At 70.8% G+C, this 26,317-nt stretch carries 18 protein-coding genes; 5 read left to right on the top strand and 13 right to left on the bottom strand.

Annotated features, from left to right (window positions below; genetic code table 11):
• Positions 1-43: 43 nt before the first annotated feature.
• The 6 genes from ACIOKD_RS23785 to hrcA form a co-directional block, all read right to left on the bottom strand.
• Positions 44-3,325: a S41 family peptidase gene (locus ACIOKD_RS23785; RefSeq protein ID WP_402087353.1), complete on the bottom strand. Its 3,282-nt coding sequence runs from the start codon at positions 3,323-3,325 to the stop codon at positions 44-46.
• A gap of 80 nt (positions 3,326-3,405) precedes the next feature.
• Positions 3,406-3,936 carry a hypothetical protein gene (locus ACIOKD_RS23780; RefSeq protein WP_402087350.1) on the bottom strand — a complete coding sequence of 177 codons (531 nt, stop codon included), beginning with the start codon at positions 3,934-3,936 and terminating at the stop codon, positions 3,406-3,408.
• 205 nt (positions 3,937-4,141) lie between these two features.
• Entirely contained in the window at positions 4,142-4,888 is a 747-nt protein-coding gene (locus ACIOKD_RS23775) for a 16S rRNA (uracil(1498)-N(3))-methyltransferase (RefSeq protein WP_402087347.1), read from the bottom strand.
• Positions 4,885-5,970: a nitronate monooxygenase gene (locus ACIOKD_RS23770; RefSeq protein ID WP_402087344.1), complete on the bottom strand. Its 1,086-nt coding sequence runs from the start codon at positions 5,968-5,970 to the stop codon at positions 4,885-4,887. The genes ACIOKD_RS23775 and ACIOKD_RS23770 overlap by 4 nt, the downstream gene beginning before the upstream one ends.
• A gap of 109 nt (positions 5,971-6,079) precedes the next feature.
• Positions 6,080-7,219 (bottom strand): molecular chaperone DnaJ, encoded by a 1,140-nt coding sequence (dnaJ, locus tag ACIOKD_RS23765; RefSeq protein ID WP_402087341.1) that lies wholly within the window; start codon positions 7,217-7,219, stop codon positions 6,080-6,082.
• Complete coding sequence (hrcA, locus tag ACIOKD_RS23760; RefSeq protein WP_402087338.1) at positions 7,220-8,236, bottom strand: heat-inducible transcriptional repressor HrcA; 1,017 nt, start codon at positions 8,234-8,236, stop codon at positions 7,220-7,222.
• A gap of 238 nt (positions 8,237-8,474) precedes the next feature.
• Between hrcA and ACIOKD_RS23755 the strand changes: the two genes are divergently transcribed.
• Both ACIOKD_RS23755 and ACIOKD_RS23750 read left to right on the top strand, forming a co-directional pair.
• The gene (locus ACIOKD_RS23755) at positions 8,475-9,257 is read left to right on the top strand and encodes an MBL fold metallo-hydrolase (protein WP_402087335.1); all 783 of its coding nucleotides are present in this window, start codon (positions 8,475-8,477) and stop codon (positions 9,255-9,257) included.
• Between the two features lie 70 nt (positions 9,258-9,327).
• Entirely contained in the window at positions 9,328-10,131 is an 804-nt protein-coding gene (locus ACIOKD_RS23750; protein ID WP_402087333.1) for a DUF3097 domain-containing protein, read from the top strand.
• 186 nt (positions 10,132-10,317) lie between these two features.
• On the opposite strand, the gene hemW is transcribed toward ACIOKD_RS23750, so the two are convergent.
• Both hemW and ACIOKD_RS23740 read right to left on the bottom strand, forming a co-directional pair.
• Complete coding sequence (gene hemW, locus ACIOKD_RS23745; protein ID WP_402087330.1) at positions 10,318-11,550, bottom strand: radical SAM family heme chaperone HemW; 1,233 nt, start codon at positions 11,548-11,550, stop codon at positions 10,318-10,320.
• A gap of 61 nt (positions 11,551-11,611) precedes the next feature.
• A complete protein-coding gene (locus tag ACIOKD_RS23740) occupies positions 11,612-13,396 on the bottom strand; it encodes a SpoIIE family protein phosphatase (RefSeq protein ID WP_402087577.1) in 1,785 nt (594 codons plus the stop codon).
• An 856-nt stretch (positions 13,397-14,252) separates the two neighbouring features.
• Here ACIOKD_RS23740 and ACIOKD_RS23735 point away from each other — a divergent pair.
• Positions 14,253-18,413: a HAMP domain-containing protein gene (locus tag ACIOKD_RS23735; protein ID WP_402087327.1), complete on the top strand. Its 4,161-nt coding sequence runs from the start codon at positions 14,253-14,255 to the stop codon at positions 18,411-18,413.
• A gap of 18 nt (positions 18,414-18,431) precedes the next feature.
• The gene (locus tag ACIOKD_RS23730; protein WP_402087325.1) at positions 18,432-19,016 is read left to right on the top strand and encodes a two-component system response regulator; all 585 of its coding nucleotides are present in this window, start codon (positions 18,432-18,434) and stop codon (positions 19,014-19,016) included.
• A 33-nt stretch (positions 19,017-19,049) separates the two neighbouring features.
• On the opposite strand, the gene ACIOKD_RS23725 is transcribed toward ACIOKD_RS23730, so the two are convergent.
• Positions 19,050-20,936 (bottom strand): AMP-dependent synthetase/ligase, encoded by a 1,887-nt coding sequence (locus ACIOKD_RS23725; protein ID WP_402087323.1) that lies wholly within the window; start codon positions 20,934-20,936, stop codon positions 19,050-19,052.
• Positions 20,937-21,188: 252 nt separating this feature from the next.
• Positions 21,189-23,057, bottom strand: a complete 1,869-nt coding sequence (gene lepA, locus ACIOKD_RS23720; protein ID WP_402087318.1) for a translation elongation factor 4 — start codon at positions 23,055-23,057, stop codon at positions 21,189-21,191.
• A gap of 256 nt (positions 23,058-23,313) precedes the next feature.
• Between lepA and rpsT the strand changes: the two genes are divergently transcribed.
• The gene (gene rpsT, locus ACIOKD_RS23715; protein ID WP_328496414.1) at positions 23,314-23,580 is read left to right on the top strand and encodes a 30S ribosomal protein S20; all 267 of its coding nucleotides are present in this window, start codon (positions 23,314-23,316) and stop codon (positions 23,578-23,580) included.
• 399 nt (positions 23,581-23,979) lie between these two features.
• Here rpsT and holA read toward each other — a convergent pair whose 3' ends face one another.
• The 3 genes from holA to ACIOKD_RS23700 all read right to left on the bottom strand — a co-directional run bounded on the left by holA (position 23,980) and on the right by ACIOKD_RS23700 (position 26,290).
• Positions 23,980-24,966 (bottom strand): DNA polymerase III subunit delta, encoded by a 987-nt coding sequence (gene holA / locus ACIOKD_RS23710; protein ID WP_402087315.1) that lies wholly within the window; start codon positions 24,964-24,966, stop codon positions 23,980-23,982.
• Between the two features lie 78 nt (positions 24,967-25,044).
• Positions 25,045-25,290 carry a hypothetical protein gene (locus ACIOKD_RS23705; protein ID WP_107016307.1) on the bottom strand — a complete coding sequence of 82 codons (246 nt, stop codon included), beginning with the start codon at positions 25,288-25,290 and terminating at the stop codon, positions 25,045-25,047.
• 121 nt (positions 25,291-25,411) lie between these two features.
• Positions 25,412-26,290 carry a YceI family protein gene (locus ACIOKD_RS23700; protein WP_402087311.1) on the bottom strand — a complete coding sequence of 293 codons (879 nt, stop codon included), beginning with the start codon at positions 26,288-26,290 and terminating at the stop codon, positions 25,412-25,414.
• Positions 26,291-26,317: the final 27 nt, after the last annotated feature.

Here is a 26,317-nt window from a genome sequence, read left to right as displayed (position 1 = left end):
GGCGCGACCAGCCCCCACACACCCGCGCCCGACGACCGCCCCCTCACGCCCCCGGCAACTCCGGAGCCGCCTTCGACGGGTTGTCGGCAAGTGCCTCCAGCGCGATCCGAACAGCCGCGTCGAGCTGGACATCCCGCCCGGCGGCATGATCGTGGGGCGCCTGGACGACCTCGACGTCCGGATCGACGCCGTGGTTCTCCACCCCCCACTCGTACCCCTCAAGCCAGAACGCGTACTTGGGCTGAGTGACCAGCGTCCCGTCGACCAGCCGGTACCGGCTGTCGATCCCGACGACCCCGCCCCACGTCCGCGTACCGACGACGGGCCCGATCCCCAGCGCCTTGATCGCCGCGTTCACGATGTCCCCGTCCGAGCCGGAGAACTCGTTGGCGACGGCCACGACGGGCCCGCGAGGCGCGTCCTCCGGATAACTGGTCGGCCGCATCCCCCGCGCGAGGTCCCAGCCGACGATGCGCCGGGCGAGCTTCTCGATGACCAGCTGGGAGGTGTGCCCGCCGCGGTTCTCGCGGACGTCCACGACTAGCCCCTCGCGCGCCACCTCGATCCGCAGATCGCGGTGGATCTGGGCCCAGCCGGGCGCCTGCATGTCGGGCACGTGCAGATACCCGAGCCGTCCGCCGGACTTCTCGTGCACGTAGGCACGCCGGTCGGCGACCCACGCGTGGTAGCGCAGCGGCTCCTCGTCGGACATCGGCACGACCACCGCGTGCCGCGGATCGCCGCCGCCCGCCGGGGAGACGGTCAGCTCGACGGGTTTGCCCGCCGTGCCGACGAGCAGCGGCCAGGGTCCCGCGACCGGGTCGACGGGCTGCCCGGAGACGGCCACGATCGCGTCGCCCGCGCGCACCGCGACACCGGGCGCGGCGAGCGGCGACTGCGCGTCGGGGTCGGAGGTCTCCGACGGCAGGATGCGGTCGATACGCCACAGCGGCGCCCCCTGCGGGCCGTCCTCGTGGCGGGAGATGTCGGCGCCGAGCAGCCCCTGCCGTTCCCCGTGCCCGAATCCGCCGCGCGGCATGACGTACGCGTGCGAGGTGCCGAGTTCCCCCTGCACCTCCCAGAGGAGGTCGACCAGGTCGTCGTGGGTGGCGACCCGTCCGAGGACGGGCCGGTAGCGGTCCAGTACGCCGTCCCAGTCGGTGCCGCCCAGGTCGGGGCGCCAGAAGTTGTCGCGCATGAGGCGGCCGGCCTCGTCGTACATCTGGCGCCACTCGGCGGCCGGGTCGACGCTCTGGCGGATGCGCGACAGGTCGACGGTGATGTTGGTGTCGCTGTCGTCGTCGTTCGAGGCGCGCCGGTCGCTCGGTACGACCTTCAGTTTGCCGTCGGTCCACAGCAGGATCCGCTTGCCGTCGCCGGTGACCATGAAGCCGTCGGCGTCCGAGGCGAGGTGCTCGATGCGCTGCTGGGCGAGGTCGTAGCGTTCCAGGTCGGTCTTGGGGTCCGGGTCGTCGGGGGTGGCTCGGGAGGCGCCCAGCACACCGCGCACGGGGTGCCGCAGCCACAGCAGTCCGTCCTTGGCGGCGCGCAGCCCGGTGTAGCGGGCGGCCTCGACGGGGAACGGCACGATGCGGTCGCCGAGCCCGTCGAGGTCGATCCGGGTGGCCGGGGAGCCCTCGCTGTCGGGCGTCTCGTCCTTGTCGGGCGCCTCGAAGGGCCGCCCGTGCCGCTGTGGCCCGAAGGGCGAGGGGGTGGTGGCGGCGAGGGTGATGAGGTGCGGCCGGGAGCCCCCGACGAAGGCGAGGTCGAAGACGTGCTCGTCGTAGACGGGGTCGAAGGACCGCGCGGACAGGAAGGCCAGATGCTTACCGTCGAGGGTGAACGCGGGCGCGTAGTCGCGGAAGCGCAGCGGTGTCGCCTCGGTCACCGACAGGTCGGCGGTGTTGGCGAGCTTGAGCTGGCGCAGCGGGCGCGGGCCGGGGTGCGACCACGCCAGCCAGGCGGAGTCGGGTGCGAAGACGAGCCCGGTGACCTCGCCGTCCTCGCTGCGGTCGACCTCACGGACCTCGCCGGTCTCGCGCTCGACGAGCAGCACGCGTCCGTCGTGCGAGGCGACCGCGGCCCGGCTGCCGTCGGGTGCCATCGCGAGTCCGAGGACGCGGCCGAGCTGTCCGGCGGCGAGCCTGCGCGGGGTCGCGCCGGTTGCCACGCCGGTCGCCGGGGCGAACTCCAGCGCGTCGTCGCCCTCCGCGTCGGTGACCCACACCACGTGCTCCTCGCCGTCGGCGCGGAAGGTGCGGGGCAGCCTGGCCCGTACGCCCTGTTCGGCGGCGAGCGCCCGGGCGGGTCCTGAGCGGTGGGTGACCCAGTGGACGGCTCCGCGCACGGCGACCGCGCTGCCGCGTCCGGTGTGGTCGGGGGCGGCGGCGCCGAACCAGCGGGCCGCGTTCACGGGATGGGGCTGCAGATCGACGCGCTGGCCGCCGAGCCGGATGTCGAGCCGGCGCGGCTCGGCCCCGTCGAGGTCGTCGAGGATCCACAGTTCACCGGCGGAGGCGTACACGACGCGGGTCCCGTCGGTGGAGGCGTGCCGGGCGTAGAAGCCCTCGATCCCGGTGTGCCGTCGCAGGTCCGATCCGTCGGCGAGGGACGAGTACACGGCTCCCACGCCTTCGTGGTCGGAGAGGAAGACGACTCGCTCCCCGACCCACGAGGGGTACTCAAGGTTCCCGTCGAGGTCGGCGTGCAGCCGTACGAACTCCCCGTTCTCCCCGTTCTCCCCGTTCTCCCCGTTCTCCCCCTCGCCCTCGCGGTCGATCCACAGCTTGCCCGCGGTACCGCCCCGGTAGCGCTTCCACCAGGCGGCCTCGCGGCCCATGGGCGCGGACAGCAGAACGACGCCGCCGGGCCCGTGGGCCACATCGCCGACGGGCCCGTACGGGAGGGTGGTCGCGGGTCCGCCGTCGAGCGGGATCGCGCGGGCCCAGCTGCGGCGCAGGCTCGCCTGGCCCTGTGTGCTGAGCGCGAGCACCTCCCCACCGGGGGTCCAGCCGCGCACCTGGGTCTTCCAACTGCCCCAGTAGGTGAGGCGTTTGGCGGGGCCTCCGTCGACGGGGGCGATATGCACCTCGGGGGCGCCGTCGCGGGTCGAGGTCCAGGCGACGGTCGCCCCGTCCGGGGAGATCCGTGGATGGTTCACGGGAACGTTGTCGGCACTGACCCGCCAGGCGCGGCCGCCGTCGAGCGGCGCCACCCAGACGTCGTCCTCGGCGGTGAAGGCGATCAACTCACCGTGCAGGTGCGGATACCGGAGGTACGCGGAGGTCGCGGCGGATGCGGATGCGGCGGATGCAGGCTGTGTCACCCGATCACCCTATGCAGCCGCCCCGGCGCGCGACCAGAGCTTTCGATCACTTCACCGGGCCGGGCGCTTCGTCGCATTGATCACTTTCCCGAGATGCAGGAGCAACTCGGGTTCGGATACACGGTCACGGTCCGGGTGACGGTGACGGTCGCCCCCGGCTGGTCGGGCGGCGGAGTCGTCCTGTTGTCGACGGGCGGCGTATCGGCCCGGCAGTTGCCGAGGACGTTCGCCCGGAACGCCTCCTTGCCGCCCACCGTGGCGGTGAGGTCGCCGCGTACGCAGGTGCCGTTGACCTCCTGTGTCACCTGGCCCTTGATGCTGATGTCCTGCCCGTCGCCGGTCTCGCCCACGCAGTCGACGGACGCCACGTCCCGCACGCTCGCCGAGGGCGTGGACGCGCTCTTCTCGCCGTACGAGGCGGTGCAGGTGAGCCACCGCACGTCGACGCCCCGCTCCTCCAGCTCGCTCGTGCCCTTCTGGTCGGTGGTGATCGCGACGGCCGCGGTGCTCAGGCCGTCGCCCGGTTCACACGCGACCAGCGCGAACACGGCCGAGACGGCGGCCAGGCCGATCGCCGGGCCGCGGTGCCGTATACGCCTCAGTGCGCCCATGCACGGCAGCGTGCCACTGGTCGCCCGCGCGCGGTAGACCCCATGCGGCCACGCGCACGCACTCGGGGCCCGGCCCCCGAACCCCCGCTGCGCAGTTCCCCTGTCTCAGCCCGTCCGGCGTTTGAGGACGAGCGCGAAGCGCGACAGGGGGTCTGGGGCGCAGCCCCAGGGACGGGACGGGTAGGGGCGGCGGGGGCGAGAGAAGCTACGACCAACGCCCCGTCCGCCCGAGCAGCAGCGCCACCGCCGCCGTCCCCGCCGTGGACGTCCGCAACACACTCCGCCCCAGCCGACAGGCCTCCGCCCCGGCCTGGGCGAAGGTCGCCAACTCCTCGGGGGACACGCCCCCTTCGGGCCCCACGACGAGCACGATCTCCCCCGCGACGGGCAGCTCGACCGTGGCGAGCGGCTCCCCCGGGTGTCCCCTGTCCTCGTGCAGCACCGCCGCGAACTCCGCTTTGGCGAGAAACGCGGCAACCTGCTTGGTCGTCATCGCGTCCGCGACCTCCGCGAACCGCGCCCGCCGCGACTGCTTGCCGGCCTCACGGGCGGTGGCCCGCCACTTCGCCAGCGCCTTCAGCCCGCGCTCGCCCTTCCACTGAGTGATGCAACGGGACGCCGCCCAGGGGACGATCGCGTCGACGCCGGTCTCCGACATGGTCTCGACGGCGAGTTCACCGCGATCACCTTTGGGCAGCGCCTGCACGACGGTGATACGGGGCGCGGGCACGGGCTCCTCACGTACCTCGTGGATCTCCGTCACGACGAGCCGGTCCTTGCCCTCGGCCGTCCTGACGACGCCTTCGGCCCAGCGGCCGAGCCCGTCGGTGAGCACCACGTCCTCGCCGGCCCGCAGCCGCTTCACGGACACGGCGTGCCGCCCCTCGGGCCCGTCGAGCACGAACTCGGGCCCGCCGGGCACCTCGTCCACCACGAACACCGGCGCGGTCATCGCCCGACGCCCCCGCCCTGCTCGGCCGACAACGCTGTCCTGGCCGCGGCGAGTTCGGCCGCGAGCACCTCCACCAGCTGCCCGGCGGGCAGTTCGCGGGCGAGCCGGTGCCCCTGCCCCGCCCACAGCGCCATGCCCTGCGCGTCCCCCGCCTTGGCCGCCGCCTTGCGCAGCGCGGAAGTGAGGTGGTGCACCTCGGGGTAGGCGGCGGGCGCGTACGGTCCGTGCTCGCGCATGAAGCGGTTCATCAGCCCTCGCGCGGGCCTGCCGGAGAACGCCCGCGTCAGCTGCGTACGGACGAAGAGGGGGTTGGTCAGCGCCTGCTTGTGCAGGGCGTTGGCGCCGGACTCGGGGGTGGCGAGGAAGGCCGTGCCCAGCTGGGCGGCGCTCGCGCCGGCTGCCAGCGCCGCGGCGATCTGGCTGCCGCGCATGATGCCGCCGGCCGCGATGATCGGGATCTGCACGGTCTCGCGGACCAGCGCGACGAGCGACAGCAGTCCGATGCCGGAGCCGTCCGCCTCCGGGTTGTCGCGGTGGGTGCCCTGGTGGCCGCCGGCCTCGACGCCCTGCACGATCACCGCGTCGGCGCCCGCCCACTGCACGGCCTGCGCCTCCTCGGCGGTGGTCGCGGTGACCAGGGTGAGCGTGCCGGCCCGGCTCAGGGAGTCCAGGACGTCGCGGGTGGGGCAGCCGAAGTGGAAGGAGACGACCGGCACCGGGTTGTCGAGGAGGACGGCGAGCTTGGCGTCGTAGCCGTCGTCGCGTCCGCTGTCGGGGTCGCCCAGTTCGGTCTCGTACCAGGAGGACTCACCGGCGAGCTGGTGGGCGTACACCTCGACGGCCGACCGGTCGGCGTACTCGGGCTGCGGCATGAAGAGGTTCACGCCGAACGGCCGGCTCGTGGCCCCGCGCAGCTGCTTGATGTCCTGGTACATGCCGTCGGCCGTCTTGTAGCCGGCGGCGAGGAAACCGAGCCCCCCGGCCTCGGACACGGCCGCGGCGAGCTGCGGCACGGAGACGCCGCCCGCCATCGGGGCCTGCACGATCGGGAGGGGGAAAAGATCGGTCAGCGCGGAGGACATGACGGCATGTTGTCACGTCCTCCGTACAAGTCCGAATCCGGCCGTCCGCCGGGCATAAGCCACAGGAATCATCCTGCGACCCGCCCGGCGGTCACCAGCGGTCCACCCGTCACGTACGGCCGTTGAAGGCGTCCTTCAGCCGGGAGAACAATCCCTGCTGGCCGGGCTGGAACTGCCCGGTGGGCCGCTCCTCGCCCCGCAGCACGGCCAGTTCGCGCAGCACGCGCTCCATCTCGGGATCGAGTTTCGTCGGCGTCATGACCTCGACGTGCACGATGAGGTCGCCGCGCCCGCCGCCCCGCAGATGGGTGATCCCGCGCCCGTGCTTCGGAATCGACTGCCCGGACTGCGTTCCGGGGCGGATGTCGACCTCTTCGAGCCCGTCGAGTGTCTCCAGCGGGACCTTGGTGCCGAGCGCCGCCGCGGTCATCGGGATGGTGACCGTGCAGTGCAGATCGTCGCCGCGCCGCTGGAACATGTTGTGCGGCAGCTCGTGGATCTCGACGTACAGGTCACCGGCGGGGCCGCCACCGGGGCCGACCTCGCCCTCGCCCGCGAGCTGGATCCGGGTGCCGTTGTCGACACCGGCCGGGATCTTCACCGTCAGGGTCCGGCGCGAGCGCACCCGTCCATCGCCGGCGCACTCGGGGCACGGCGTCGGAACGACCGTCCCGAAGCCCTGGCACTGCGGACACGGCCGGGACGTCATGACCTGGCCGAGGAAGGACCGCGTGACCTGGGACACCTCGCCGCGACCGCGGCACATGTCACAGGTCTGCGCGGAGGTGCCGGGCGCCGCGCCCTCACCGCTGCAGGTGGTGCAGACGACGGCCGTGTCGACCTGGATGTCCTTCGTCGTACCGAAGGCCGCCTCGTCGAGCTCTATCTCCAGCCGGATCATCGCGTCCTGGCCGCGCCGTGTGCGCGACCGGGGGCCACGCTGCGACGCCGTGCCGAAGAACGCGTCCATGATGTCCGAGAAGTTGCCGAAGCCACCGGCTCCGAAGCCTCCCGCGCCACCGCCGCCCGCCTGGGACAGCGGGTCGCCGCCGAGGTCGTAGACCTGCTTCTTCTGCGGGTCCGACAACACCTCGTACGCGGCGTTGATCTCCTTGAAGCGCTCTTGCGTCTTCGGATCGGGATTGACGTCCGGGTGCAGCTCGCGGGCGAGCCGCCGGAATGCCTTCTTGATCTCGTCCTGGGACGCGTCGCGGCGCACGCCGAGTACGGCGTAGTAGTCCGTGGCCACTTACGACTCCGCCAGGATCTGTCCTACGTACCGTGCCACCGCTCGTACCGCTCCCATCGTTCCGGGGTAATCCATGCGCGTCGGTCCGACCACGCCGAGTTTGGCGACTGCTTCGCCGCCCGAACCGTAGCCGACCGACACCACAGACGTGGAGTTGAGTCCCTCATGGGCGTTCTCGTGACCGATCCGTACGGCCATGCCCGAATCGTTGACCTCACCCAGGAGCTTGAGGAGCACGACCTGCTCCTCCAACGCTTCGAGCACCGGACGGATGGTGAGGGGAAAATCATGTCCGAAGCGCGTCAGATTGGCGGTGCCGCCGATCATCAGCCGCTCCTCGGTCTCCTCGACAAGAGTCTCCAGGAGGGTGGAGAGCACGGTCGCGACCGTCCCCCGGTCCTCCGACTCGAAGGCGTCGGGGAGATCCTGCACCAGTTGGGGCACATCCGCGAAACGGCGCCCCGTGATCCGGCTGTTGAGCCGCGCGCGCAGATCCGCCAGGGACGACTCCCCGAAGGGGGCCGGGCAGTCCACCATGCGCTGCTCGACCCGCCCGGTGTCCGTGATCAGTACGAGCATGACGCGGGCCGGGGCCAGCGCCAGAAGCTCCACGTGACGCACGGTCGAGCGGGTCAGTGACGGGTACTGGACGACGGCCACCTGCCGGGTGAGCTGCGCGAGGAGCCGCACGGTCCGTCCCACGACGTCGTCGAGGTCGACGGCGCCGTCCAGGAAGTGGTGGATCGCCCGCCGCTCGGGCGCGGTCATCGGCTTGACGCCCGCGAGCTTGTCGACGAAGAGGCGGTATCCCTTGTCCGTGGGGATGCGCCCCGCACTGGTGTGCGGCTGCGCGATGTACCCCTCGTCCTCCAGGACCGCCATGTCGTTACGGACGGTCGCCGGTGACACGCCCAGCCGGTGGCGCTCCGTGAGCGCCTTCGAGCCGACCGGCTCCTCCGTGCCCACGTAGTCCTGGACGATGGCGCGCAGCACTTCGAGCCTGCGTTCACTGAGCATCGCGCACACCTCCCGTGGTCTTCCGCGCGGTCATCGGTCGTCTTCGGTGGCCTCACCTGGCACTCAGCGCGCGCGAGTGCCAGCATCCCCGCGCCAAGTGTACGGCCGGTGGGTACGGGCCGGGCAAGGGCGGGCCTGCGAAGTCGTGACGCCGGACACATCGAACGGGCAACGTGTACGAGGGTGTCCCGCTCTGTCGGGAACATGCGGGCGCATCCGACAGCGTTAGCGTCGGCACATGAACGTGACATGGGAAGGGTCCGGGCACGACGGGTCCGGCTGGGAGAGGCTGTCCCCGTACGTGGGGCGTTGCCGGCTCCCTGTGTGGGACTGCACGACCGGGCTCGTGGTCGGCGAGGACGCGGCGCTCATGATCGACGCGGGATCGAGCGTGCGGGAGGGCGCGTGGCTGCGCACGCGCGCGCGACGGCTGCTCGGGGGCGGGCGCGTCACGCACCTCGCGCTCACGCATCCGCACTTCGACCATGTCTTCGGGGCGGCGGCGTTCGCGGGGGCCGAGGTGTTCGGCGCGGTGGGTGCCATGGAGGTCCCCCCGGTCGAGCGAAGCCGAGACTGGGGGAGGGTGCTCGGCGACGGCCGGGAGGAACTGCTCGCGGACGCCGTACGCAACGGCGCCGATCCGGCCGAGGCGGCCGAGGCGGCGGACGTTCTGGTGCGGCCCCGGCATCTCGTCTCCGGCGAGTGGACGCTCGACCTGGGCGGCGGCCCACGGGTCCTGCTGGCGAACGTGGGCCCCGGGCACACGGGCCACGACCTCGCGGTCCTGGTCGCCGGGCCCGGCTCCCCGGAGATCGTCTTCTGCGGCGACCTGGTCGAGGAGTCCGGCGAACCCCAGGCCGGGCCGGACGCCGTGCCCTCCCACTGGCCCGCGGCACTGGACCGCCTGCTGGCCCTCGGAGGCGAGGACGCGCTGTACGTACCCGGGCACGGGGCGGTGGTGGACGCGACCTTCGTACGGGCCCAACGGGACGCGCTGGCCCGGCGTTTCGACGTGCCGTGACCGGTGTTCGGGCCTGCCGAGGGGGTGTCGGTGCACCTGCCGGGACCGGGTTTCTCCTATCGTCATCCGAATGCGCCAGTACTCAACGGATCTGACCCCTCCGTGGAAGAAGCCCAAACCCGTGCCCGAGGTCGCGGCGGAGCCGGGACTCGTGGTCGAGGAGCCCGGAACGGGGTTCTGCGGTGCCGTGATCCGCTGCGAGGCGGGGACGGTCACGCTGGAGGACCGCTTCGGCAAGCACCGGGTGTTCCCGCTGGAACCGCGCGGCTTCCTGCTTGAGGGGCGCGTGGTGACCCTCGTACGCCCGTCCGCCACGCCGGTACGCCCCACGCGCACGGCGTCGGGGTCGGTCGCCGTGCCGGGCGCGCGGGCCCGGGTGGCCCGTGCCGGGCGCATCTACGTCGAGGGCCGCCACGACGCCGAACTGGTGGAGCGGGTGTGGGGCGACGACCTCCGCGTCGAGGGCGTCGTCGTCGAGTACCTGGAGGGCATCGACGACCTGCCCGCCATCGTCGACGAGTTCGCCCCCGGGCCGGACGCGCGGCTCGGGATCCTGGTGGACCACCTGGTCCCCGGCACGAAGGAGTCACGTATCGCGCAGGCCGTGACGAGCGAGTACGCGCTGGTCGTGGGCCATCCGTACATCGACGTCTGGGAGGCGGTGAAGCCGGCGTCCGTGGGCATTCCCGGCTGGCCCCGGGTACCGCGCGGCCAGGACTGGAAGACGGGCGTCTGCCGTTCGCTCGGATGGCCGGAGAACACGGGGGCGGCGTGGCAGCGGATTCTTGGCTCCGTGCGCTCCTATCGCGACCTGGAGCCGGAGCTTCTTGGCCGGGTGGAGGAACTGATCGACTTCGTCACGGCACCGGAGTAGAGGCGCACCTCGGGGGCGCTGCCCCCGAACCCCCGGTCCTCAAACGCCGGACGGGCTGAAGGATTCGCGGACCGTCCGCGACTCTTCAGCCCGTCCGGCGTTTGAGGACGAGCGCGACAGGGGGCGAGGGGGCGCAGCCCCCATGCGTGATGGGAACGGGTAGGGGCGGCGGGGGCGGAAAACCCTTCAGTCCACCAGATCCCGCACAATCCCGTCCGCCAACAACCGCCCCCGCAGGGTGAGCACAGCCCGCCCCTCCCCATAAGGACCGGCCTGAAGCAACCCCTCCCCCACCGCACGCGAAGCCGCCGCAAGCCCCTCCGGCCGCAGCAGCGACAACGGGCACCCCTCCACCAGCCGCAGCTCCAGCAGGATGCGCTCCACCCGCCGGTCCTCCCCCGACAGCAGCTCACGCCCCGCCCCGGGCGACCGCCCACCCGCCAGCGCCCCCGCGTAGGCCCCGGGATGCTTGACGTTCCACCACCGCACCCCGCCCACATGACTGTGGGCACCGGGCCCGGCCCCCCACCAGTCGGCCCCACGCCAGTACAGCTCGTTGTGGAGGCACCGCCCGGCTTCCGTGGTGGCCCAGTTGGAGACCTCGTACCAGGAGAAGCCCGCCCGCGACAGGCGATCCTCGGCCATCAGGTAGCGGTCCGCGTGGACGTCGTCGTCGGTCATCGGCACCTCGCCGCGCCGGATGCGCCGAGCGAGCTGCGTCCCCTCCTCGACGATCAGCGCGTACGCGGACACGTGGTCGGGCCCGGCGCCGATCGCCGCGTCGAGCGAGGCCCGCCAGTCGTCGTCGCTCTCGCCCGGCGTGCCGTAGATGAGGTCGAGGTTCACATGGTCGAAGCCGGCCGCACGGGCCTCGGCGACGCACGCCTCGGGCCGGCCGGGGGTGTGGGTGCGGTCGAGGATCTGCAGCACGTGCCGGCGCGCGCTCTGCATGCCGAAGGAGATCCGGTTGAACCCGCCGGCCCGGAGCGTGGCCAGGTACTCGGGTCCCACCGACTCCGGATTCGCCTCCGTGGTGATCTCCGCGTCGTCCGCGAGCCCGAACTCGTCCCGGACGGCCCCCAGCATCCGTACGAGATCGTCGGCGGCCAGCAGTGTGGGCGTACCGCCGCCGACGAAGACCGTGCGGACGGGCCGCGGGTCGTCGCCGAGGACCTTCCGGGCGAGGCGGACCTCGTCGATCAGGGTCGAGGCGTAGTTGTCACGGGAGGCCAGCACGCCCCCCGAGCCGCGCAGCTCCGTCGCCGTGTACGTGTTGAAGTCGCAGTAGCCGCAGCGCGTCGCGCAGTACGGGACGTGCAGGTAGAACCCGAGCGGGCGGTCGGCCGCGTCGGCCAGGGCGTGCGCGGGCAGCGCCCCGTCGTCGGGGACGGGCTCGCCGTCGGGGAGTGCGGAAGGCATGTCCTCCATTGTCCCGCACCCACGGACGTACCCGTACGCACGGTTGGGCGGCCCCGCCCGCCTACTCCGCCTGCAGCACCAGCAGCGCCAGGTCGTCCTCCGGCGGCTTTCCGCCGAACTCGTGCACGAGTCGCCGGATGCGCTCGGCGATCAGGGCGGCGTTCAGCCCCGCGCAGCCGGTGAGCGCGGCGGCGAGTCCGTCCTCGTCGTCGAACTGCCGGTGTCCGTTGCGCCGCTCCGTCACGCCGTCCGTGACGCACAGGATGCTGTCGCCCGGCCGCAGCTCGAAGGTCCCGCAGCGGTAGCTGGCGTCCTCGAAGACCCCGAGGAGGGTCTGCGGCTGGGCCACCTCGCGGACCTTCCCGGAGGGCTCCAGGAGCAGCGGCAGCGGGTGCCCGGCGGAGGCCATGGTGCAGCGCACCCCGCCCTCGACGGGGACGAGCTCGCCGTAGAGGAGGGAGAGAAATCGGTTCTGCGGGCCCTCGTCGGCGAGGCCCCGGCCGCCGGCCGCCACGAGGGCGCGGGCCGCCGCGTCCGCGGTCTCGGTGGCGTCGTCGAGGAGCAGCTGGTTGAGCCGGTCCAGGACGTCCGGCACCGCGTATCCCTCGCGGGCCAGCAGCCGCAGCCAGGGCCGGGCGAGGCCGATGACGACGGCCGCCTCGGGCCCTTTGCCCTGGACGTCGCCGAGGGCGAAGCACCAGCGTCCGTCGCCGGCGGGGAAGAGGTCGTAGAAGTCGCCGCTCGGTCCGCCCTTGTCGCAGGGCTCGTAGACGAGCGCGCTGCGCACGCCGGGGATCTCGGCGACCGCCCCGGGCAGCAGTCCGCGCTGCAGTACCCGGCTGATGGTGGCCTGGCGGGCGTACTGGCGGGCCGCTCCGATGGCCAGCGCGACACGGCGGCCGAGGTCCTCGACGAGTCCGGTGATCTCGTCGGGGAAGTGGTCCTGTCCGGCCCGTCCGATGACGAGGGTGCCGAGCGGTCTGCCACCCGCGATCAGCCGGAACGCGAGTGCCGATCCGTCCTCCGCCTTCGCGCCCAGGGCCTCGGCGGGCCAGGGCATCGGTACGGGCCCGGAGCGCGGCGACTCGGGCAGCTCGGGCGGGTCCTTCTCCAGGAACCGGCGCAGTTCCTCCATGCGGTTCTCGCTGCCGTGCCAGACGCGGGCGAGGCGTGGTCCGCCGACGAGGCCTCCGTCGGAGCGGCCCGGCGCCTCGTCCTCCAGCCACACCGCGCACCAGTCGGCGAGCCGCGGCACGACCAGCTGTCCGGTGAGGGCGGCGACCAGGTCCTCGTCGAGCTGTCCGCCGAGCAGGTCGGAGGCCTCGGCGAGGAAGGAGAGGGCGCCGCGGTTGAGCCAGTCCTGGTCCTGCACGGTGCGCCGGGGCGCGGGGGCAAGGATGTCGGCGGCCCGCTGCCTCCGCCGCAGCGCGTGCTCGCCCTCGTAGGCCTCCGCCGCCTCGGCGGTCGGGATCATCTCCGCGGGCAGTCGCGCCCACACGGTCTTCATGCCGGTGCGGTAGGTGATGCCCCAGGCGTCGGAGAGCGCGGAGACCAGCCGCAGACCACGGCCGTACTCGACGGCGTCGTACGGCCGCCCGGCACTGTCGTCGCGCACGACCCGCTCGGGATGATGGTCCGAGACCTCTATGACGAGGGCGCTCCGGCGGGCCACGTACGGCGACGCCTTCCGGTCCTCTGCGACGTCACCCGACGCTGCGCCTGGCAGAACACCTGCCACAAGCCCCGGCACGGCACCCACCACGGCTCCCCGCACACTGTCCGTCTCGGGGCCCGGCACGAGGTCCGGTACGAGCTCCGGTACGAGGTCCGGCGCGGTTCCCGACACAAGGTCCGGCGTGCGGCCCGGCTCGGTTCCCGGCGCACGGCCCGAATCGAGGGCCGACACAACCTCCGGCGAGGCACCCGGGACAAGGCCCGGCGCGACGCCAGGCGCGGTTCCCGGTGCACGGCCCGGCGCGGTTCCCGGCCCGGACCCCGGTACAGGGCCCGGCGCGCGGCCCGAAGCGGAAACCGGCACAACCTGCGGCGAGGCACCCGGGACAAGGCCCGGCGCGACGCCAGGCGCGGTTCCCGGTGCGCTGCTCGGTGCCGGGACCGGCCCGCTGTCCGGCACTGCACCGGGCGCCAGGCCCAGCACGTGGCCCGGTGCGGGGGCCGACGCGGCACCCGGCACGTGGCCCGGCGCGACACCCGATGCAGGGGTCGGCGCGGCACCCGATGCGGGGGCCCGTGCCGAGCCCGCCGCGGGAGCCGCGCCGCCCGGGACCCCCACCGCGCAGTCCTCCGTGCAGTTGTCGAGGCGGCACAGCAGTTCGACGTCCGTGCCGGCGTGCACGACGGCGTTCGTCACGAGCTCGCTGACGACCACCATCGCGTCACCGACGAGCTGTTCGGTGACCAACTCGGCGCCGGGCAGGTCGAGTTCGGCCCAGCCGGCCAGCGTCGCGCGGACGAACCTGCGAGCCGCACCCGGTGCGAGGGAGTTGCCCGGCAAGGACGTACGAGCCACCGTGTGTGGGCGCGCCGTGGCCCCGGCAGCACGGGACGCGGACTCCCGTTGCGTCGGAATGGCCCCCACAGTGCGGCTCCCTGAGCAGTTCGGACGAATACGCCCCAAGCAATGCAGACAGAGTGACAGACTGGCTACGCCCATAAGCACCGAGTTACCGAAGTGGGCCACCATGAGTGAGAACAGTGCTATGCATGTGCTCGGAGACGGACAGATCCGCGCTTCGGATCTGCGTCCCCTCCTGGCCGCCATGACGTCCGCCCGGGACGGCGACTTCAGCAAGGTGCCCGAGACGACGGGGCACGGCATCGTGGCCGAGCTGGGCATGGTGTTCAACCAGATCCTGGACCGCAGTACGCACTTCAACGCGGAGGCCCAGCGGGTCCGTCGTGAGATCGTGCGCCACGGCCGGCTGGACGAGCGGCTCGCCGCGAGCCCCGGCCAGGGCCACTGGACGACCCGGATCAATGACGTGAACCAGTTGCTCGACGCCCTGGTGGCACCGGCCGCCAACGCGACGCGCGTCCTGGACGCGGTGGCGGGCGGTGATCTGACCCAGCGCGTCGATCTGCACGACGGCAACCGTCAGCTCCGGGGCGATCTGCGGCGCCTGGGACGGGCCGTCAACAAGATGGTCGACCAGCTGTCCCTCTTCACGGGCGAGGTCACCCGGGTGGCGCGCGAGGTCGGCACCGAGGGCCGTCTGGGCGGCCGGGCCAAGGTGACCGGCCTGTCGGGCAGCTGGCGGGACGTGACCGAGGCGGTCAACACGATGGCGTCCCGGCTGACCGCTCAGGTCCGTGACATCGCCCTGGTGACCACGGCGGTGGCGCGCGGCGACCTGACCCGCACGGTGACGGTCGAGGCGACCGGTGAGCTGCTCGAACTGAAGCTGACCGTGAACACGATGGTCGACCAGCTCTCCGCCTTCGCCGACGAGGTCACCCGGGTGGCGCGCGAGGTCGGCACGATGGGCGAGCTGGGCGGCCGGGCCCAGGTCCGCGGCGTGTCGGGGGTGTGGAAGGACCTCACCGACAACGTCAACTTCATGGCTTCGAACCTGACCTCGCAGGTGCGCAACATCGCCCAGGTGACCACGGCCGTCGCCAACGGCGATCTGAGCCAGAAGATCACCGTCGGCGCCCAGGGCGAGATCCTGGAGCTGAAGAGCACCATCAACACCATGGTCGACCAGCTCTCCGCCTTCGCCGACGAGGTCACCCGCGTCGCCCGCGAGGTCGGTACCGAAGGCAACCTCGGCGGCCGGGCCCAGGTCCGCGGCGTCTCCGGCGTGTGGAAGGACCTCACCGACAACGTCAACTTCATGGCGGACAACCTCACCTCGCAGGTCCGCAACATCGCGCTCGTGTCGACCGCCGTGGCCCAGGGCGACCTCGGCAAGAAGATCACGGTCGAGGCGAAGGGCGAGATCCTGGAGCTGAAGTCGACGATCAACACGATGGTCGACCAGCTCTCCGCCTTCGCCGACGAGGTCACCCGCGTCGCCCGCGAGGTCGGCACCGAAGGCAACCTCGGCGGTCAGGCCCAGGTCCGCGGCGTGTCGGGGGTCTGGAAGGACCTCACCGACAACGTCAACTTCATGGCGCTGAACCTCACCTCGCAGGTCCGCAACATCGCCCAGGTGACCACGGCCGTCGCCAACGGCGACCTCTCCAAGAAGATCACTGTCGACGCGCGCGGCGAGATCCTGGAACTGAAGGACACCGTCAACACGATGGTGGAACAACTGCGCGCCTTCGCCGACGAGGTGACGAGGGTGGCCCGCGAGGTCGGCACCGACGGCCGCCTCGGCGGCCGGGCCCGTGTGCTGGGCGTCTCCGGTGTGTGGCGCGACCTCACCGACAACGTCAACTACATGGCGGACAACCTCACCTCGCAGGTCCGCAACATCGCGCAGGTCGCCACCGCGGTGGCCCAGGGCGACCTGTCGAAGAAGATCGACGTCGACGCGCGCGGCGAGATCCTGGAACTGAAGAGCACCATCAACACGATGGTGGACACGCTGTCGTCGTTCTCCTCCGAGGTCACCCGCGTGGCCCGCGAGGTGGGCTCCGAGGGGCAGCTCGGCGGTCAGGCGCGGGTCGAGGGTGTGTACGGCACCTGGAAGCGTCTGACGACGAACGTGAACGAGCTGGCGTCGAACCTCACCACCCAGGTCCGCGCGATCGCCGAGGTGGCGTCCGCGGTGGCCCAGGGCGACATGTCCCGCTCCATCACGGTGGAGACCCAGGGCGAGGTCGACGAGCTCAAGGACAACATCAACCTGATGGTGGCCAACCTCCGTGAGACCACTCGCGCCAAGGACTGGCTGGAGTCGAACCTCGCCCGCCTCGCCGCCCTCATGCAGGGCCACCGGGATCTGATGGAGGTCGCGGACCTGATCCTGCGCGAGCTGACCCCGCTGGTGAACGCGCAGTACGGCGCCTTCTTCCTGGCCGACCCGGAGATGGACAAGACGACCCTGCAGACGGCCATGCCCATCAAGGGACTCGCCTTCATCGCCGGATACGGGTCGGCGCAGAGCGCGACGGTCGACACGGTCAGCATGCCGGTGCACGGGCTCGTCCGGCAGGCCGCACGCGAAAGGAAGCGGATCCTGGTGGAGGAGGCCCCGCCGGACTACATCAAGATCAACAGTGGTCTGGGCGAAGCGGCCCCCGCGAGCGTCGTCATCATCCCGATCCCCTTCGAGGACAAGTTGCTCGGCGTGATCGAGCTCGCCTCGTTCTCCCGCTTCTCCGACGTCCACCTGGCGTTCTTCGACCAGTTCGTGAACACCATCGGGGTCGCGATCAACACCATCATCGCCAACTCCCGTACGGAGTCGCTGCTCGGCGAGTCCCAGCGGCTGGCGATCCAGCTGCAGGACCGCTCCGACGAACTCCAGTCTCAGCAGGCGGAGTTGCGCCGCTCGAACGCCGAGCTGGAGGAGAAGGCGGCACTGCTGGCGACGTCCTCACAGTACAAGTCGGAGTTCCTGGCGAACATGTCGCACGAGCTGCGCACGCCGCTCAACTCGCTGCTGATCCTCGCCCGGCTGCTCTCCGACAACCCGGACGGCCATCTCTCCGACCAGGAGGTGCAGTTCGCGGCGACGATCCACCGCTCGGGCTCGGACCTCCTCCAGCTCATCAACGACATCCTCGACCTCTCGAAGATCGAGGCCGGCCGGATGGACGTACGCCCCAAGAAGCTGCCGCTGATCAAGCTGCTCGACTACGTGCACGCCACGTTCCGCCCGCTCACCATCGACCGGGGCCTGGCCTTCGAGGTGGCGGTCGGCGAGGACGTACCGCGGGAGATGTTCTCGGACGAGCAGCGGCTCCAGCAGATCCTGCGCAACCTCCTGTCGAACGCGATCAAGTTCACCGCGTCGGGCCGGGTCGAGTTGCGCGTCAACCGCGTCCAGGCCCCCGAGCCCCACTTCACCCGGGACGCCAGCGACAACGTGATCGCGTTCACGGTCTCCGACACCGGTATCGGCATCGCGGCGGAGAAACTGCCGGTGATCTTCGAGGCGTTCCAGCAGGCCGACGGCACGACGAACCGCAAGTACGGCGGCACGGGCCTCGGCCTGTCCATCAGCCGGGAGATCGCCGGCCTGCTGGGCGGCCGCATCATCGCCGAGAGCGTGCCCGGCGAGGGTTCCACCTTCACCCTGTACGTGCCGGTCGTCAGCCCCGGCCACCTGCCGACCGGTCCCGACGCCGAGGACCAGGACGAGGACCCGACGCTGCCCGAGCAGTTGTCCACCGAACCCTTCACCGTCCACGACCAGGACGACAGCTGGCCGGCGCTCACCAAACTGGAGGCGTGGAAGGCGGGCCGTGCGGGCCAGGTCCTGCCGGGGCGGCGGGTGCTGATCGTGGACGACGACATCCGTAACGTCTTCGCGCTCACCCATGTACTGGGCCGGGTCGGAATGACCGTCCTGTACGCGGAGAACGGCCGCGAGGGCATCGAGGCCCTGGAGCGCAATCCCGACGTGGGACTCGTCCTGATGGACATCATGATGCCGGAGATGGATGGTTACGAGACCATCTCCGTCGTCCGACGCACTCCGCGCTGGGCCGGACTTCCCATCGTCGCCCTCACCGCCAAGGCGATGCCGGGCGACCGTGAGAAGTCCATCGCGCGCGGTGCGAACGACTACGTACCCAAGCCGGTGGACGTCGACCAGTTGCTGACCGTCGTCTGTGCCCTCCTGGACCCCGAGGGCGCGGACGACCAGGAGCAGGAGGGCTCCGCCACCACCGTCACCGGGGGGACCGGCACACCAGAGGAACCCGCCGTCCCGCCGACGACCGAATGAGGCAGGCAATCGATCACCATGATCACTGAGGCATCGACCGACGAGCGCGCCAGCATCCTCCTCGTGGACGACATGGAGGACAATCTGATCGCGCTGGAGGCCGTCCTGGGGTCCCTCAACGAGCCGCTCGTACGCGCCCGTTCGGGCGAGGAGGCGATGAAGGCTCTGCTGCGGCAGCGGTTCGCGGTCGTCCTGCTCGACATCCGTATGCCGGGCATGGACGGGTTCGAGACCGCCGCGAACATCAAGCGGCTCGACCAGACGAAGGACGTACCGATCATCTTCCTGACCGGCACGGACTCCGACGCGGGCTACGCGTTCCGCGGGTACGCCACCGGAGCCGCCGACTATCTCACCAAGCCGTTCGATCCCTGGGTGCTGCGCGCCAAGGTCACCGTCTTCCTCGATCTGCACCGCAAGAACCAGCAGCTGGAGCGGATGCTCGCCCACGAACAGGCACAGTTCGACGAACTCGCCCAGCGGCTGCACTCGATCGAGACCACCATGTCGGCCGACGGTCTCACCGACATGGCCGAACTGCGCCGGCACGTACGCCAGATGGAGGAGCTGCTGCGCGAGATGGGGAGGAGGCGGGGCCTGTGACCCCGCCCCGCCCCCGTCGCACCACAGCGGCGACTACGCCTCGCGCGTACCCGCGTACATCTCGTCGATCAGGTGCTGGTACTCACGCTCCACGACCGGGCGCTTGAGCTTGAGGCTCGGGGTCAGTTCGCCGTGCTCGATGTCGAGGTCGCGCGGGAGGAGCTTGAACTTCTTGATGGTCTGCCAACGCTGAAGACCCCCGTTGAGCGTCCTGACGTGCTCGTCGATCAGCTTGACCGTCGCGGGCGCGGCGACCACCTCGGCGTACGGCTTGCCGCCCAGGCCGTTGTCCGCGGCCCAGGCGAGGATCGACGGCTCGTCGAGGGCGATGAGCGCCGTGCAGAAGTTCCGGTCGGCGCCGTGCACGAGGATGTTGGAGACGTACGGGCAGACCGCCTTGAACTGGCCCTCGACCTCGGCGGGCGCGATGTACTTGCCGCCGGACGTCTTGATGAGGTCCTTCTTGCGGTCGGTGATGCGCAGATAGCCGTCCGGGGACAGCTCGCCGATGTCACCGGTGTGGAACCAGCCGTCGGACTCCAGGACCTCGGCGGTCTTCTCGGGCAGCCCCTGGTAGCCCTCCATGATGCCGGGGCCGCGCAGCAGGATCTCGCCGTCGTCCGCGATCCGCACCTCGGTGCCGGGCAGCGGCTTGCCGACCGTGCCCGTGCGGTACGCCTCACCGGGGTTCACGAAGGAGGCCGCGGACGACTCCGTGAGTCCGTAACCCTCCAGGATGTGGATGCCGGCGCCCGCGAAGAAGTAGCCGATGTCGGGCGCGAGGGCGGCGCTGCCGGAGACGCAGGCGCGGAGGTTGCCGCCGAAGGCCTCGCGGATCTTGGCGAAGACGAGCGTGTCCGCGACCTTGTGCTTGGCCGCGAGGCCGAAGGGCGCGGAGGCGACACCGGTACGGCGGAAGTTGTCCTGCGTGGCCTTGGCGTACTCGCGGGAGACCGCGGCCGCCCACTGGAAGATCTTGTACTTGGCGCCGCCGCCTGCCCTCGCCTTCGCCGCGACCCCGTTGTAGACCTTCTCGAAGATCCGCGGCACGGCGGCCATGTACGTCGGCTGCACGACCGGCAGATTCTCGATGATCTTGTCCACGCGGCCGTCGACGGCGGTGACGTGCCCGACCTCGATCTGGCCGGACGTGAGCACCTTGCCGAAGACATGGGCGAGCGGCAGCCACAGGTACTGGACGTCGTCCTTGCCGACCAGGCCGGTCGAGGCGATGGCCTTCGCCATGTACGACCAGTTGTCGTGCGGCAGCCGAACACCCTTGGGGCGGCCGGTGGTACCGGAGGTGTAGATGAGGGTCGCGAGCTGGTCCTTGGTGATCGCCCCGACCTTCTCCTTGATCAGGTCAGGGTTCTTCTCCAGGTACGCGGCACCGCGCTTCTCCAGCTCCGCGAGGCCGAGCACCCAGTCGCCCTCGTCGCCGGTGGCCTCGACGCCCGCTGAGTCGATCACGACGACATGGCTGAGGCCGGGGAGCTCGGCGCGCTTCTCACGCGCCTTGGCGAGCTGTTCCGCGTCCTCCGCGACCAGCACCTTGCTGTCGGAGTCGGAGAGGATGAACGCCGACTCGTCGGACTTGGTCGACGGGTACACGGTCGTCGTCGCCGCGCCGGCACACATGATGCCGAGGTCGACGAGGATCCACTCGACGCGGGTGGAGGAGGCGAGCGCGACGCGCTGCTCCGGCCGTACGCCCAGCTCGATCAGACCGGCCGCGATCGCGTAGACCCGCTCGGCCGCCTGAGCCCAGCTCAGCGACCTCCACTCGTCCGGCCCCTCGCCCGAGGCCGCCGGCACCGGGTAGCGGTACGCCTCGGCGTTCGGCGTGGCCGCCACGCGCTCCAGGAAGAGGGCCGCCACGGACGGCGGACGGTTCTCGATCAGGGTCTGTGTGTCGCTCACGACATCCTCCGGGGCCCGCGACAGTGCGTGACTGGCTCGTTGCGGTTAGCTCAGTTGCGGTCGTTGTTTAACTCGCGAGTAACGTCGAGTGGTGATCAGAGTAAAGCCCGCCCGCCCGGTGCGTAAGAGGCGGCGGCCTGTCACTTCCCACAGAGCGAGGGCGGAATACGGCAGTCCGTGGACGACGTGGGCCCGCCGCGCGACAGCACGACGGGCCCACGTTCTCGGGCTCGACCCGATGGTTGCTGACGGCTACTTCTTCCCCTTGCCGCTGCCGGCGTTCTCGTCACTGGACAGCACGGCGATGAAGGCCTCTTGCGGAACCTCCACAGAGCCCACCATCTTCATCCGCTTCTTGCCCTCCTTCTGCTTCTCAAGGAGCTTCCGCTTACGGGAGATGTCACCGCCGTAACACTTGGCGAGGACGTCCTTGCGGATGGCGCGGATGGTCTCGCGGGCGATGACCCGGGAGCCGATGGCCGCCTGGATGGGGATCTCGAACGCCTGGCGCGGGATGAGCTCGCGCAGCTTGGCGACGAGCCGCACTCCGTACGCGTACGCCGCGTCCTTGTGCGTGACGGCCGAGAAGGCGTCGACGCGGTCGCCGTGGAGCAGGATGTCGACCTTCACCAGCGAGGCGTCCTGCTCGCCGGTGGGCTCGTAGTCCAGGGAGGCGTAGCCGCGGGTCTTGGACTTCAGGTTGTCGAAGAAGTCGAAGACGATCTCGGCGAGGGGGAGCGTGTAGCGGATCTCGACGCGGTCCTCGGAGAGGTAGTCCATGCCGAGGAGGGTGCCGCGACGGGTCTGGCACAGCTCCATGATCGAACCGATGAACTCGCTGGGAGCGAGGACCGTGGCCCGGACGACCGGCTCGAAGACCTTGTCGATCTTGCCCTCGGGGAACTCGCTCGGGTTGGTGACCGTGTGCTCCTTCCCGTCCTCCATGATCACGCGGTAGACCACGTTGGGCGCGGTGGCGATGAGTTCGAGGTTGAACTCGCGCTCCAGGCGCTCACGGATGACGTCGAGGTGCAGCAGGCCGAGGAAGCCGACGCGGAAGCCGAAGCCGAGGGCCGCGGAGGTCTCGGGCTCGTAGACCAGGGCGGCGTCGTTGAGCTGGAGCTTGTCCAGCGCCTCACGGAGGTCGGGGTAGTCGGACCCGTCCAGCGGATACAGACCGGAGAAGACCATCGGCTTCGGGTCCTTGTACCCGCCGAGGGCCTGGGTGGCGCCCTTGTCCTTGCTGGTGATCGTGTCACCGACCTTGGACTGACGGACGTCCTTCACGCCGGTGATGATGTAGCCCACCTCGCCGACACCGATGCCGTCGGAGGGCGTCATCTCGGGGGACGAGACGCCGATCTCCAGCAGCTCGTGTGTGACGCCCGTCGACATCATCTTGATGCGCTCGCGCTTGTTGAGCTGGCCGTCGATGACACGGACGTAGGTGACCACGCCCCGGTACGAGTCGTAGACCGAGTCGAAGATCATCGCGCGGGCGGGCGCGTCCGCGGCACCGACCGGCGCCGGCACGTCCCTCACGACCCGGTCCAGGAGCGCGTCCACGCCGATGCCGGTCTTCGCCGAGACCCTGAGCACGTCCTCGGGCTGGCAGCCGATGAGATTGGCCAGCTCCTCGGAGAACTTCTCGGGCTGGGCGGCCGGCAGGTCGATCTTGTTCAGCACCGGGACGATGGTGAGCTCGTTCTCCATCGCCAGGTAGAGGTTGGCGAGGGTCTGGGCCTCGATGCCCTGGGCCGCGTCCACGAGCAGGACGGTGCCCTCACAGGCGGCGAGCGACCGCGAGACCTCATACGTGAAGTCGACGTGCCCGGGGGTGTCGATCATGTTGAGGATGTGGGTGTTGCCCGGATCCTCGGTCGGCGCCCAGGGCAGCCGCACCGCCTGGGACTTGATGGTGATGCCGCGCTCGCGCTCGATGTCCATGCGGTCGAGGTACTGGGCGCGCATCTGCCGCTGGTCGACCACCCCGGTCAGCTGGAGCATCCGGTCGGCGAGCGTGGACTTGCCGTGGTCGATGTGCGCGATGATGCAGAAGTTGCGGATCTGAGCCGGGGCGGTACGGCTCGGCTCGGGCACATTGTTAGGGATCGCGGGCACGCAGGGTCCTGTCTCTTGAGGCGCCTGTCGCCTCGGGTCGGATCGATACGTAGGTTCCATGGTCCCACGGGCGGCGAGGTGCGACCGGTTTGGGCCGTCAGCGGGGCGACTGCTAATCTGGGCAGCTGTGTCTCCTGCCCTCTCTGCAGGGGACACGCAGGACACGCAGGAAATTCAGAAGAGAAATCACCGGCGCGTGAGACCCACTGTCGTGAGACGTACCGTCTCGTGCGCCTGAACCTGAGAAGGCTCATTCGTGGCGAACATCAAGTCCCAGATCAAGCGGATCAAGACCAACGAGAAGGCTCGGCTGCGCAACAAGGCCGTCAAGTCTTCGCTGAAGACCGCGATCCGCAAGGCCCGCGAGGCCGCTGCCGCGGGTGACGTCGAGAAGGCCACGGCCGCGCAGCGCGAAGCCTCGCGCAAGCTGGACAAGGCCGTCTCCAAGGGCGTCATCCACAAGAACCAGGCCGCCAACAAGAAGTCGGCGCTTGCTTCGAAGGTCGCCTCCCTCCAGGGCTGAACCTCTGCCGAGTACTGGGCCACGGCCCCGCACTCACTTGATTCGAAGTGATTCGAAGTGATTCGAAGTGATTCGAACGCCGGAAGGACCTGAGCGGGCCCTCTCTCATCCGCTCCCGACCGGCACCCCGACTCGTACGCGACTGCGTTCGCCACGCGGGTACGAGTCCCCAGCATGAACCGGGCCCCGGCCCTCACCCTGAAAGGGGCGAGGGCCGGGTTCTGTGTTTTCGGCTGGTTACCTTTCAACCCGTCCGGCGTTCGAGAACAAGGCCTGCCCTTTCAGCCCGTCCAGCGCTTGAGGACAAGACCCGCCCTTTCAGCCTGTCCGGCGCTTGAGGACGAGGCCGTCCAGGCCGATGGGGGCCTGGGGGCGCAGCCCCCAGAACAGGGACGGAAACTACCCCCGCCGCATCCGCGCCGCACGAGCGACCGTGACGACCGCCTTCTCCAGCGCGTACTCAGGATCATCCCCACCCCCCTTCACCCCCGCATCGGCCTCGGCGACGGCCCGCAACGCGACAGCGACCCCGTCCGGCGTCCACCCCCGCATCTGCTGCCGAACCCGGTCGATCTTCCACGGCGGCATCCCCAGCTCCCGCGCCAGATCGGCCGGTCGCCCACCCCGCGCGGAGGAGAGCTTCCCGATGGCCCGCACCCCCTGCGCCAGCGCGCTGGTGATCAGGACGGGGGCGACCCCGGTCGACAGCGACCACCGCAGCGCCTCCAGCGCCTCGGCCGCCCGCCCCTCGACCGCCCGGTCCGCCACCGTGAAGCTGGAGGCCTCCGCCCTGCCGGTGTAGTACCGCCCGACGACAGCCTCGTCGATCGTCCCCTCGACGTCCGCGACCAGCTGGGTCGTCGCCGAGGCCAGCTCCCGCAGGTCGCTCCCGATCGAGTCGACGAGCGCCTGGCACGCCTCGGGCGTCGCGGACCGCCCCAGCGCCCGGAACTCGGCACGCACGAACGACAGCCGGTCCGCCGGTTTCGTCATCTTGGGGCACGTGATCTCGCGCGCCCCCGCCTTGCGCGCGGCGTCGAGCAGCCCCTTGCCCTTGGCACCACCCGCGTGCAGCAGCACGAGCGTGATCTCCTCGGCCGGAGCGCCCAGGTACGCCTTCACATCCTTGATCGTGTCCGCCGACAGATCCTGCGCGTTCCGCACCACGACGACCTTGCGCTCGGCGAAGAGCGACGGACTCGTCAGCTCGGCGAGCGTGCCCGGCTGCAGCTGGTCCGACGTGAGATCCCGTACGTCGGTGTCCGCGTCGGCGGCGCGCGCGGCGGCCACCACCTCCTGCACGGCACGGTCGAGCAGGAGGTCCTCCTGCCCCACGGCGATCGTGACGGGAGCGAGCGGGTTGTCTTGTGCAGAGTTCCTGGCCATCGCGCCCAGCATCCCACGCACCACCGACAACGGGCCCGCTACCACCGAAGGGCTGTGCCACCCCTACGGCACGCACTCCTACGGCTCCTCGCGCCAGCCGTCCCACTCCCTCACGAACTCGTCCAGCTCCCGCGCGTCCAGCCGCCCGTTCTCGTCGCGCAGCACGAGCAGCCACTGCGCGTCCTCGGCATCGTCCTCACCGGCCAGGGCGTCCCGTACGAGCTGGGGCTCCTCGTCCAGCGCGAACTGCTCACCGAGCGCCTCCGCCGCCTCCTGAGCGGCATCGCGGTCGGGCAGCACCAGTACATGTCTCACGTCGCTCACCCGGCCATTTTCCGGCACGGGGACAACGCCTCGAACCGGGGGCACCCAGCTACCCGCTACCGACAACCAGCGACCGAAGGCGACGCCGCGGGTCCGCCGCGGGTCCGCCCCGGATCCCGGCTCAGCCCTTGGGGACGATCTGTATGTCCAGGTCGACCGTGATGCTCGTCCCGACCATGGCGATGCCCCGCGCGAGCATCGACTGCCAGCTCACCGTGAAATCGTCGCGCCGCAACTCGGTGGTGGCCCGGCAGGCCGCCCGCACCTCGCCCTCCGTGCCGTTGCCGAACCCCAGATACTCCGTGTCGAGCGTGACCGTCCGCGTCACCCCGTGCAGCGACAGCGCCCCGGCGACCCCCCACCGACTGCCACCCCGGTGCGTGAACCGGTCGCTGTAGAACTCCACCGTCGGAAACCGGTCCACGTCCAGGAAGTCCGCCGACTTCAAATGCCCGTCCCGCGTCCTGACGTTGGTGTCGATCGACCCCGCGTCGATCACCACATGCATCGCCGACTGCTCCACGTTCTCGGCCACCCGCACGATCCCCGCGAAGGTGTTGAACCGTCCCCTCACCCGAGCCATCCCGATATGCCGGGCGGTGAAGCCGATCGAGGAGTGGGTCGGCTCGATCTCCCAGTCCCCCGGCGCCGGTAACGCGGGTGGTGGCGCGGGATTCAGTGTCACGTCGCCGAGCGCGGCCACCTCGTTCGCCGGCACGGTGACATTCGCCCGGTACGGAGCGTGCCCCTCGGCCGACACCGCGAGGCGGTACTCACCGGCCGGGACCGTCACCAGGAAGGACCCGAACGGATCCAGCCCTCCGCCGACCACTCTGCGCCCCGCGGCATCCGTGACCAGGAACTCCGCGTCCGGCACCGACTGGTTCGCCGGGTCCAGCACCCGGCAGCCGAGCACACCGGCGCCCTCCGGCAACGGCACCGAGGCGAGATTGCCCGCCTGCGCCCGGTTCGTACGGTTCCCCAGCCAGCTGCCGACCATCTGCGACCCACCCTCGCGTCAACGCAC

It is taken from the genome of Streptomyces sp. NPDC087844 (assembly GCF_044742785.1).
Lineage (GTDB): Bacteria > Actinomycetota > Actinomycetes > Streptomycetales > Streptomycetaceae > Streptomyces.
The sequence above is the reverse complement of the archived record's forward strand: the minus strand, read 5'-3'. Positions and strand labels throughout refer to the sequence as shown.

Excerpts from the sequence above, each read along its gene's own strand:
- ACIOKD_RS23700 (WP_402087311.1), bottom strand. The coding sequence starts at position 26,290 with ATGGTCGGCAGCTGGCTGGGGAACCGTACGAACCGGGCGCAGGCGGGC.
- ACIOKD_RS23770 (WP_402087344.1), bottom strand. The coding sequence starts at position 5,970 with ATGTCCTCCGCGCTGACCGATCTTTTCCCCCTCCCGATCGTGCAGGCC.
- ACIOKD_RS23755 (WP_402087335.1), top strand. The coding sequence starts at position 8,475 with ATGAACGTGACATGGGAAGGGTCCGGGCACGACGGGTCCGGCTGGGAG.
- ACIOKD_RS23750 (WP_402087333.1), top strand. The coding sequence starts at position 9,328 with ATGCGCCAGTACTCAACGGATCTGACCCCTCCGTGGAAGAAGCCCAAA.
- ACIOKD_RS23735 (WP_402087327.1), top strand. The coding sequence starts at position 14,253 with ATGAGTGAGAACAGTGCTATGCATGTGCTCGGAGACGGACAGATCCGC.
- ACIOKD_RS23730 (WP_402087325.1), top strand. The coding sequence starts at position 18,432 with ATGATCACTGAGGCATCGACCGACGAGCGCGCCAGCATCCTCCTCGTG.
- hrcA (WP_402087338.1), bottom strand. The coding sequence starts at position 8,236 with ATGCTCAGTGAACGCAGGCTCGAAGTGCTGCGCGCCATCGTCCAGGAC.
- ACIOKD_RS23780 (WP_402087350.1), bottom strand. The coding sequence starts at position 3,936 with ATGGGCGCACTGAGGCGTATACGGCACCGCGGCCCGGCGATCGGCCTG.
- hemW (WP_402087330.1), bottom strand. The coding sequence starts at position 11,550 with ATGCCTTCCGCACTCCCCGACGGCGAGCCCGTCCCCGACGACGGGGCG.
- holA (WP_402087315.1), bottom strand. The coding sequence starts at position 24,966 with ATGGCCAGGAACTCTGCACAAGACAACCCGCTCGCTCCCGTCACGATC.
- ACIOKD_RS23775 (WP_402087347.1), bottom strand. The coding sequence starts at position 4,888 with ATGACCGCGCCGGTGTTCGTGGTGGACGAGGTGCCCGGCGGGCCCGAG.